This window comes from Chitinophaga niabensis (assembly GCF_039545795.1).
GTDB lineage: Bacteria > Bacteroidota > Bacteroidia > Chitinophagales > Chitinophagaceae > Chitinophaga > Chitinophaga niabensis_B.
In genome coordinates this window covers 2,988,515-2,999,010 of sequence record NZ_CP154260.1, presented here as the reverse complement: position 1 = coordinate 2,999,010, position 10,496 = coordinate 2,988,515, and the positions used below count along the sequence as shown (strand labels likewise).

At 46.6% G+C, this 10,496-nt stretch carries 7 protein-coding genes; 2 read left to right on the top strand and 5 right to left on the bottom strand.

The annotated features are described in order from the left end of the window. The first annotated feature begins 89 nt into the window (after positions 1 to 89). Positions 90 to 1,070: a PorP/SprF family type IX secretion system membrane protein gene (locus tag AAHN97_RS11760; protein WP_343307810.1), complete on the top strand. Its 981-nt coding sequence runs from the start codon at positions 90 to 92 to the stop codon at positions 1,068 to 1,070. Between the two features lie 17 nt (positions 1,071 to 1,087). Then, a complete protein-coding gene (locus AAHN97_RS11755) occupies positions 1,088 to 2,917 on the top strand; it encodes an OmpA family protein (protein WP_343307809.1) in 1,830 nt (609 codons plus the stop codon). Between the two features lie 129 nt (positions 2,918 to 3,046). Here AAHN97_RS11755 and AAHN97_RS11750 read toward each other — a convergent pair whose 3' ends face one another. Genes AAHN97_RS11750 through AAHN97_RS11730 form a run of 5 tightly spaced genes read right to left on the bottom strand, consistent with a single transcriptional unit; the run spans position 3,047 to position 10,483 of the window. Next, on the bottom strand, positions 3,047 to 4,393 hold the full coding sequence (locus AAHN97_RS11750) for a Gfo/Idh/MocA family protein (RefSeq protein ID WP_343307808.1): 1,347 nt from the start codon (positions 4,391 to 4,393) through the stop codon (positions 3,047 to 3,049). Positions 4,394 to 4,397: 4 nt separating this feature from the next. Further along, positions 4,398 to 5,099, bottom strand: coding sequence for a 3-keto-disaccharide hydrolase (locus tag AAHN97_RS11745; RefSeq protein ID WP_343307807.1), 702 nt, complete (start codon positions 5,097 to 5,099; stop codon positions 4,398 to 4,400). 4 nt (positions 5,100 to 5,103) lie between these two features. After that, positions 5,104 to 5,493: a hypothetical protein gene (locus AAHN97_RS11740; protein WP_343307806.1), complete on the bottom strand. Its 390-nt coding sequence runs from the start codon at positions 5,491 to 5,493 to the stop codon at positions 5,104 to 5,106. Between the two features lie 18 nt (positions 5,494 to 5,511). Next, positions 5,512 to 7,365, bottom strand: coding sequence for a RagB/SusD family nutrient uptake outer membrane protein (locus tag AAHN97_RS11735; protein WP_343307805.1), 1,854 nt, complete (start codon positions 7,363 to 7,365; stop codon positions 5,512 to 5,514). Positions 7,366 to 7,387: 22 nt separating this feature from the next. Further along, complete coding sequence (locus AAHN97_RS11730) at positions 7,388 to 10,483, bottom strand: SusC/RagA family TonB-linked outer membrane protein (RefSeq protein WP_343307804.1); 3,096 nt, start codon at positions 10,481 to 10,483, stop codon at positions 7,388 to 7,390. Positions 10,484 to 10,496: the final 13 nt, after the last annotated feature.

Genomic DNA, 10,496 nt, shown 5'->3' with positions numbered 1-10,496 from the left:
CAGACGCGGATCACCGGACGCTGTATCTTTTGTACAGTGTCCGGCATCAGCTTAAAAAAGCGGTTATGCAGTGTAGAAAAACCATTTACTTGACCCTTCTGTTGTTAACGGCAGCCATCATATCCGGCAAAGCGCAGCAGAACATACAGTTCAGCCAGTATGTATTTAACGGGCTGGCAGTGAATCCCGCATATGCAGGTTACAAGCAGGATTGGTACCTCAATTCCATCTACCGGCATCAATGGGCAGGGTTTCCCGGTGCTCCCCGTACAGGAGGCATTTCTATTGATGGGTTGACCAATGCGCCTGAAAGTAAAGTGGGCATTGGGTTACAGGCAATGTTTGACAGGCTGGGGCCTCAGGAGTCATTGTCATTGTACGCTTCCTATGCATACCGCATTCCGCTGGATGATGAAGACACAAGGCGTTTATGCCTGGGCATAGGAGCCGGCGTATCGCAATATGCTATTGACGGCGCTGCGTTGCAGTATGTGGATAATGACGACCAGGCAATTCCCACCGGCAAAACCAGCACATGGGTGCCGGATGCACGCTTTGGCGTTTATTATTACAGCTCAAGGTTTTATGCCGGCGTATCTGTGATGGACCTTTTTTCGCTGTACAGCGATGCTACCCGCTATTCCTGGAAAGGGAACAATTACGCGGCGATCCGTAAAACGCAGCACATGTACCTCACCACAGGCACTGCTTTGACATTGTCTCCCAACCTGATCCTGAAGCCTTCCCTTATGATCAAGGAAGATTTCAAAGGTCCCACCAGTGTGGATCTTAATGCCTTCCTGCTCATCGATGAAAAGATATGGATCGGTGGTTCTTATCGTACGAATATGAAACTCTGGAACAAAGAGAACCTTTCCAGGGATCTTACTCCTGCCAACGCAGCCAGTATTATGCTTGAGTATTATGTGAATGAAAAACTGCGGATCGGATATGCCTACGATCTTAATGTGAATAAAATGGCCGGCACACAGGGTGGATCACATGAGATCTCAATCGGATTACTTTTCCCTTCTAAAAAATATTCACTTACCAATCCGCGCTATTTCTAAACTTAAACCTTCTGACCTTGAAGCAGTATTACTTTCTTTTTCTTGCATGGCTCGTCTTGTTCAGCCAGCAGCTTTCCGCACAGGAACAGAAAAGTGAACTCCGCCTGGCGGAGGAAGCTTATGCCAGGCAGGAATATGCATTGGCCGGAAGCCTTTTTAACAGGATAGCGAAAAATAAGGGCAGTCGTACGCCTACAGACCTGATGATGAAACTGGCAGTTTGCCATCGTGAAACAGGCAATTTCTACCAGGCTGCAGGCTGGTATGCAGAAGTGATCAGGCGGCCCGATCATGCTTCAGGCGCTTATTTTGCTTATGGAGAAGTATTGCGGAACATGGAACAATATGATTCCGCCCGCAAACAATATAACCTCTTCGAATCTGCACAGCCCGATAGTCTTGTTTTTAAAGCGGTTGCGCTGCAAGGATGTGACAGTGCCGTATTATGGCAATCGCACAAAGTGAATACAGATCATCTTAAAGGGCTGAAAGAACTGAACACACCTTATTCCGAATGGATCAGCGGCATGATGCAGCAGGGCTTGCTCATTACAGGTAATGGTTACCGTAAGATGATACAGGGGGATGGAGGAGGAGCCAATCCTGCTTCTGATAAACGTACCTTTCAGCCTTATTATAAAGCATATGTGTACCAGCAATACCAGGGTACTAATTCCAATATGTACCTCGAAGATATGTTACCGAAGATCCTGGGAAAATATGATTATCACATCGGGCCGGCCTGTTTTAATAAAACGGAAGACACGCTGTATGTGACCGTGAATGAACAGGAAAGGCCTGAAATCATTCAGAAACGCGGACCTCTGAACGGCAGGCGCCTGCTTACATTATACCGCTCTGTAAAGAAAGATAATAAATGGACACCCCTTGAAATATTGGCCGGCCTTAATATGGACGGCTTCTCTTCCAGCCATCCTGTATTGAACAGTGCTGGAGATTTGCTTTACTTTGTGTCCGACAGGCCGGGAGGTTATGGGCAGACGGACATCTGGTATAGTGAAAAACTGGCAGACAGTAACTGGGGCAAGCCGGTAAACTGTGGCCCCCGTATAAATACAGTAGCTGCTGAAACTTTTCCCTCCTTTAATGCAGAAGGTACGCTGTACTTTTCCAGTAAAGGTCATCCCGGCATGGGCGGCTACGACATTTTTCGGGTAACCGGCAATAAAGCAGAATGGACTATGCCATTCAACCTTCAGCCACCCTTTAATTCCGGGGCAGATGATATGAGCTTTATCCTCGGGCTAAATGGTTACGAAGGTTATTTTGCATCCAACCGTGCAGGTGGTGCAGGTTCTGATGATGTATACCATTTTATGGATCCGGCATATTCCGGCTGGTTTACTAATGGTATCCGGGGCACTGCCGTGGATAAAAATGTTGCAGCGGGCAATCCTTCTGCAACAGGTAATAACACGGCTGCAACCATACCTTCCAAAGTAACGCATACTGCGGATGAGTTGGAAATAAAACGAAACATCGAAAAACACAAATTCCTCTACGATTTCAACAGTGCTGAACTATTAAGTGAATCCCGTAAAATACTTGATGAAGTAGCAGGCACCTTACAACAACATCCAGACTGGAAGTTAATGGTACATTCATTTACAGATAGCCGTGGTACAGATCAGTATAACGTAGATCTTTCTGCACTGCGTTGTTATGCTGTGATCGATTACCTCGTAAAAAAGGGCATCTCGCCTAAACGGCTATTTTATAAGAATATGGGAGAGCAGCACCTCATAAATCCTTGTAGCGAAGCTGCACCTTGTACAGAGGAACAGCAAAGAGAGAACAGGAGATCAGAATTACGGGTAATATGGTAGGAGAGCGTTTTATAGGAGGAAAGCCGCGATACAGATGCTGTCGCGGCTTTTTTATTTGTTTCATTTTATGAGTAGTTCATAAACATAAAAAAAGGGTTGAGTATTTTCTACTCAGCCCCTTTTTACATCTTATATCTTCGGTTCCCAACCTTTCTCATAACTCCTGCGCCATAACTTCTCCGCATCCTTATCGCCAATGATATGCCCGTTCTTAGGGTCTACTTTCAGATCACGGCCAACACGCCAGGATATATTACCCAGCTGCATAGCAACGGTACTCTTATGCCCTGACTCAACATCACAATTAGGCTTGCGGTTATTCCTCATTGCATCCAGGAAGTCCATTACATGCAGGTTGTCAAGGCCAATGCTTGGGCTGGAAGTATTACGTCCATCTAACTCACTTTCCTTCATGGCGGTTTTTCCTTCTTTGATCAGCTTGCCATCGAGATCATATACTTTGTAGTTGTCTCCGCCGGTATCCAGGCTGCCTTTTTCTCCATAGAAAATAACACCTCTGTCAAGTCCTTCAATTTTCCTTCCATTGGAACTTCTGTTCTCCCACATCAGGGAAACACGGCCGGGATAATCCATGGTAACGATCTGTGTATCCGGTGTTTCCCAATCATCTGAAAACTGGTAACGGCCTCCCACAGAACTTACGCGGGTAGGGAAATCAACACCCAGTCCCCAGCGTGCCACATCTACTTCATGTGTGCCGTTGTTGAGGGCTTCGCCTGTACCCCAATGCCAGAACCAATGCCAGTTGTAATGGATCAGTCCATCCTTGTAGGGGGTGCGGGGAGCAGGTCCCTGCCAAAGATCATAATCCAGCCAATCCGGAACTTCTGCGGGTTTGAGTACGTTTGATTTGCGGGTATTGGTATACCATGCTTTTGCGAAGTATACTCTTCCGATAACTCCGTTATGCAATTCTTCAATCCCTTTTGTAAGGATGGGAGCAGAGCGGCGTTGCGCACCCATTTGCACTACGCGGTTGTATTTCCGCGCTGCTGCAACCGCCATTTCACCTTCGTGAGGATTGTGGCTTAAGGGTTTTTCAACGTATACATGTTTGCCTGTCTGGCATCCCATAATAGTTAAAGGTGCATGCCAGTGATCCGGTGTGGCTGTGTAGATGGCATCAACGGATTTATCTTCCAATACCTTGCGGAGATCTTTTTCTCCTTTGGGGGTATTGGTATGCCCGGTGGCCATCACTGTTTTAATGGCTTTGGGAATGGCCCTGCTGTCCACATCACAGATAGAAGCTATTTCCGTATCCTTCTGTTTTGCGAAAACACCGGCCATGCCATTGCCACGCCCGTTCACGCCAATAATGGATACCCTGATCCTGTTATTGGCGCCTATGATATTTTTATAACTCTTTGCACTAAAACCAAGTGCTGAATTGCCAATGGCGAAACCTGCGGAACTTAATGCGAGCTTCTTAATAAAATCGCGTCTTTTTTCCATGGTGCTATTTTAATGATAAGATCTTAATGTTTCTGAAAGATACCTGTCCGCCATGTTCCTGTAACAGGATGTGACCTTTTTCCACGGTACCGAATGCCGGCTCTGCTTTGCTGAATTTGCTTTTGGCCACCGCGGCTGAAAATGCAGCATCACCTCGCGTGAAGGAAAGGATCTTTTTTCCGTTCAGCCAGTGTTCCACTTTGCCTTTTTTAGATACAATGCGGATGGTGTTCCATTGTCCGGGCGGGTTTATTTTTTTATCAGATGCAGTCACAGGCATTACATCATAAAAAGAACCTACGCGGTGATTTTCCAGCTTATTATCTTCTGCCAGTGCATCATCCAGGATCTGGAATTCCATGCCCAGGTTGCCACCCTTTTCATACTTGGTAAAGAAGTACTTCACGCCGCTGTTGCAGCCGGGTTCAATGTTATAATCCACGGACAACTCAAAGTCGCTGTACTCACCGGTGGTGATAATATCGCCGCCTTTGCCGCCTTTAATGGCAGTGATGCTGCCATCTTTCACCTGCCATCCTGCCGGAACGGGTTTACCGCCGGGTGTTGTAAATCCATTCGTGCTGGTGCCATCAAAAAGCAGCGTCCAGCCTTGTTTTTTCTCTTTTGCCGTGAGCGTGTTCTCCTGCGAAAATCCTGCAAGGGAAAGTAATGTACAGCTCACTATTAAGCAAAGCGGCTTTTTCATGTGATTAGTTTACTTTAATGATAAAAGTTCTGGTAGTGCTTTTATTATCTGCATCCACCGCCACTATCTTCATGGTGGTTTCTGCCGTGATACCTGTTACCACCCGCTGCACGTTGAATACAGTGGGTGTTAGCTGAAAGTCCTTATAAGTTTCCAGGAGGTCCTGCCCTTTATACAGTTTTATTTCCTTCAGCTTCATGGGAGCGCTCACCCTTGCTTTTACGGTCCATTCTGTGGTGCCGGCGGGCAGTGTGGTGGAAACAAAATCCGCGTTCTCCACTTTATCTTTTTCGTAGAACAACACTTCAGGAACAAACTTCGCATAAAAGTCATCCTTTTTACAACTGCTGAAAGCGGTGAGTGCCAGTATGAAAATTACAAATACTTTTTTCATGATCAATACAATTTAATTTTACCAACCCGGGTTTTGCTGCATATTAGGATTGTTGTTCACTTCTGACTGCGGTAAAGGCAACAGGTTGTGTTTGGGTTGGAATACCCTTCTTTCCCAAACCTTAATAGTGTACACAAAGGAACCATCCAGTTTTTTGAAGATATCGTGTTCATATACCACCTTTTGTGTTTGTTCACCGATCAGCCAGCGGCGGATATCAAAGAAACGGTGTTCTTCAAAGGCGAGTTCTATCCGGCGTTCGTTACGGATGAATTTGCGCATTTGTTTCTGATCGTTCACATTCCAGCCATTGGTGGTAAAGGTGGTGTTCACATTCGGCATATCTGCCCGGAGCCTGATCTGGTCCAGGGTCTGGATCACTTCCACGCGGGCTGCCCCGTCAGGCAGGAACTCATTGAGGGCTTCTGCATAGTTTAACAGCATTTCCACATAGCGGTATAAAGGGAAGTTGTGATTGGTTTGCCCGGTTACACCATTACTGAGGGAAATGTTCTTGGGGTCCATAAACTTACGGAGGAAGAGGCCGGTATGTGCATAACCGCTGAGGAATTCAGGTCCGAAGGTACCATCCTCACCGCGCCATGGATTAAAGGTGGTGCCGCCAAACATGGAGCCGTTATACCAGATGGAATGGTAGAACCGGGAATCCCTGTTGAGGTAAGGCTTCTGCGGATCGAAACCGGAAGCAGAGTTTACGGTGAACTGTCCATTGGCATCTATTACAGGTACGCCGTATTCATCAGTTACATAAACGGGTCTGCCGTCTTTGGTTTCAAAACAGGCGGCATAGTTATAAGTAGGCAGGGTATAAGAGGCGTCACCGGCTTTTTGCATAGCGCCGGGTAGTTGCCACTTATCCAATTCATTGGTAGTTCCTTTTTTACCATAAGCCAGCATCATTTCTGTATTCACCCTTGTAATGAATACATTGAACCAACCCATGGCTTTAAGAGAGCCGGGATAGGTAACCTTTGCCCCGAAATAATTGGCAGCTTCTGTTTTTACAACCAGGCTGTAAACAGGTGCGCCTAATTCATCTTTATGGTCCATCACGGCCTTTGCTGCATTTGCGGCATCCTTCCAGCGGTTGGCATCATAATTTCCCCAGGACCATGGACTGGCAGGGCCAGCTGTGGTACTGTTAAACAGCGGGCTTGCCAGGTGTAGCAGCAAACGTGCTTTAATGGCTTTGGCCACACCACTGGTAACACGCATGTAGTCTACACCTGTTTGCCTTGCAGGCAAATGGGCTGCAGCGGAATCACAATCTTTGATGATGAACTCCTGCATTTCAGCAAGGCTGGCGCGTTTGGAATAGAGTTCCGGAGAATCGCGCGTAAGCACTTTGGTGATGATGGGAACAGCACCGTACCAGCGGACCAGTTCTGTATAGTAATAAGCACGCAGGCAAACTGCTTCGTATTTCATGCGCTCTTTTACTTCTTCAGAGTTCATGTATTGTTCTGCATCTATAGGTGCACCATCAATTTTACTGAGGAAGAGATTACATGCCCTGATAGCAGCATAGTAATCTGCCCAGCGTTTGAATTTATTTGGCATGCTGGTAGGATTGTAGGCGCCAACGTGGATGTTGTTCACCCATCCCCACCAGGGGCGCGCTTCCCCATCATCCGTAGAAGCGTCAAGATAAACGTTGTCGTCCCAGCCATAAGGGATACGGCGGTAAATATCCGTGAGGAATTCCTTGGTGTATTTTGCATTGGTAAATACCCTTTCCTCATTCAGGTCGCCTGATTCTGCTTTATCCAGCAGGCCTGCACCGTCTTTTGTGCAGGAAGTGAATACTGCGCAAAATGAAATAATGGTGAGTATATATTTTAGTTGTTGCATGATCGTTCGTTTTAATAAAGCATTACAGGGAAATTCTTGCACCCAGGTTCCATGTTCTGAATTGCGGATAGGAATTACCTGTTTCACTACCGGATTCAGGATCCCAGTTCATCATCTTGTCCCATGAGATGAGGTTGGTGCCATTGACGAATAACCGTGCGCTGGAAAACCTCGCCCTGGAGAGCAATGATTTGGGCAGGTTGTATCCTATTTCCACATTCTTTAAACGGATGTAGTTGCGGGAGTATAACCAATAAGTAGATTTCTGGTGATTATTGGTATTCTCGCTGGGGTGCAGCCTTGGGTAAGTTGCTTTATCCCATGAAGAAGGATCGTTGGGATTATACCTGCCCAGGTGATGCTCCATTACTTTACCCAGTGCAAAGAATTCCCATACTGCATCTTCTTTAAAATACATATCTGCTCCGCCTGCGCCCTGGAACAATACACTGATATCAAAGTTGGCGTAGTTAGCGCCGAAGGAGATACCATAGATGTATTGGGGTACTCTGCCTTTACCGATAGCGCCTACATCATAACTGTCTATGATGCCATCACCATTGAGGTCTTTATACCGGATATCTCCGGGATATACCACACCATAGGAGGGAAGAGCTATGTCTTTTTTCAACACAGGGAATCCGCCTTCCAGTAACAGTTCACCATTTCCATCGAGTTGAAAATCGTTCCTGGAATACAGGCCCATATCTGTAAGGCCAAAGTGCTGACCGATCTGTTTTCCTTCTATTTTTTGCCAGTCGTATTTTTTACCTTCTTCATCTATCCTGTCAATTACGTTGCGGGAGTAAGTGAAATTACCTTTGATGAAATAACCGAAGGTGCCGATCTTATCACTATAGCCCAGTTCCATATCTATCCCTTTATTGGTAACCCTGCCGATGTTTTCAGGAGGAAGGCCCTGCCCGTCTGTTCTGACAGTTCCCTGGGGATTGTTCATGCCAAATAAGAGGGGAACAGAATAGGGGATTGCCAGGATATCTCTGCGGTTTTCGTGGAACAGGTCTACCGTAACAGATATTTTGCTGTCCAGCATTTTTGCATCGAAACCAATATTTGATTTCTTGGCTCTTTCCCAGGTTACATTGGCGTTGCCTGGTTGCCCTTCAACAATACCGCGTTCACCGAAAGCATTTTCACCCCATACATATTTCCAGCCATCTGAATCCGGTACGTAGAGATAACGCTGCTCATACAGATAGTTGAAGTTCCCGATCTGGTCGTTCCCGATCTCTCCATAAGAACCTCTTATTTTCAGGTAATTCATGAAGTGGATATTGTCCTTCCAGAAGCGTTCTTCTGATGGTACCCAACCTGCTGATACAGCGGGGAAAAATCCATAACGCCTGCTGGGATCAAATTGTTTGGAACCATTGTACCCGGCATTCACTTCAAATAAATACTTGTTCTTGTATGCATACGTAGCACGGCCTACCCAGCCTAAATACCCGGTTGGTACTTTGGCTTCATCAAAATATTGACTCTGCTGATAGAGTACCATAGCGGTAACGGCATGGTCACCAAAAGTGCGGTTGTAGTTCAGGGCGCCTTCAAAAGATTCTCTTCTCCTGCCGGGACCTTTGCCGGTTGATATAGAGATTTCAGTAGCAGCTCTGTTGGGAATGTAACTGCCAAAGCGGTTGTATTCCCACAATGCAGCTTTCTCTACAATATCACGGCGGCTTTGGTAGCTGCTGTTAAAACCAATGAGCGAGCGGAATGACAATCCTTTCAGGATCTTGCCCAGGTCCTGTTTGATGGTGAATGCACCTTCCAGTACATTGGTATTCCTTTCACGGTTCCCGTACTGAGAAAGCAGGGCGAAAGGAGAGAGACGCGATTCATCAGAACGGCCTCCTAAAGAACCATCCGGATTGAGGTATGGCGCCCAGTTGGGCGGCAGCCTGCGGAGTTTATCAAACAGGTCCTCTCCGTTATCATCTCCAAAGTTGGGCCGTTTTCTTACTTCAAACCTGCCGGTAAGGTCCACACCGATCTTCAGGGTGGGGTTTACTGTAAAGTCCAGGTTGGAGCGGAAACTGAAACGCTCATAATTGGTGTTGGTGTTATATTGTGTATTGGGGAATTGTTTATAGATCCCTTCCTGGTGCAGGTGGTTGGCAGATATAAAATAAGCCAGTACTTCATTTCCTCCTCTTACATTCACATTCGTCATTTGCTGCCAGGAAGCATCCCTTACAAAGTCGTTATAATAATCATTGTTCGGATGTGTGTAGGGTGAATTGTTCAGCCGGTAATGTTCCAGGTCGCTGGCAGAATATTCTGCCGGTTTGCCTTCATTGGTCAATGCTTCATTGGTCAGTAAGGCAAAGTTGTAAGAGTCCAGGTATTTGGGCGTGCGGATGGACTGTTGCGCAGCAGCCTGTGTAGAGATGCTCAACACCGGTCTTCCTTTTGTACCGCGTTTAGTGGTAATGAGGATAACGCCGTTTGCACCCCTTACACCATATACTGCGGTGGCAGATGCATCTTTCAGCACAGAGAATGTTTCAATGTCTATCGGATCTATCTGGCGCCATTCCCGCTCCAGGCCATCTACCAGTACAAGCGGTGCAGTGGTATTGGTGGTAGCCATACCGCGGATAAAGATCTCTGCATTATCACTGCCGGGTTTACCGTTCCCCATAATAGTCACCACACCAGACACACGGCCGGCGATGGCATTGGAAAGGTTAGGTGTGGAAGATTGTTGCAGCTCTTCCGCTTTCACCTGTGAAATAGCTCCTACCACGCTGGCTTTCTTCTGTGTGCCGTAACCAACTACTACAGCCTCTCCCAGTTTGGTAGCGTCTGCGTTTAAAGTGATGTGAACGATTGCCTGACCTTTGATAGGCAGTTCCTGCGTTACATATCCTACATAGGAGATCTGCAGCACAGGACTGGCACTGGTAAGCGTCAGTTTAAATTCTCCTTTGGGATCTGTGATGGCCCGGTTAGTGGTGCCTTTTTCCATCACGTTGGCACCTATCAGTATTTCGCCATCACTATCTATCACCTTGCCGGTGATCACTTTTCCCTGTGCCCATAACTGCGGCAGGGATATGAAAAGAAGTAAGGCGATCAATAATATTTTTTTCATCCTTCTGAATTTT

Bases quoted from the DNA above. Each gene is read 5' to 3' on its own strand.
- AAHN97_RS11745 (WP_343307807.1), bottom strand. From the start codon at position 5,099: ATGAAAAAGCCGCTTTGCTTAATAGTGAGCTGTACATTACTTTCCCTT.
- AAHN97_RS11735 (WP_343307805.1), bottom strand. From the start codon at position 7,365: ATGCAACAACTAAAATATATACTCACCATTATTTCATTTTGCGCAGTA.
- AAHN97_RS11750 (WP_343307808.1), bottom strand. From the start codon at position 4,393: ATGGAAAAAAGACGCGATTTTATTAAGAAGCTCGCATTAAGTTCCGCA.
- AAHN97_RS11740 (WP_343307806.1), bottom strand. From the start codon at position 5,493: ATGAAAAAAGTATTTGTAATTTTCATACTGGCACTCACCGCTTTCAGC.
- AAHN97_RS11730 (WP_343307804.1), bottom strand. From the start codon at position 10,483: ATGAAAAAAATATTATTGATCGCCTTACTTCTTTTCATATCCCTGCCG.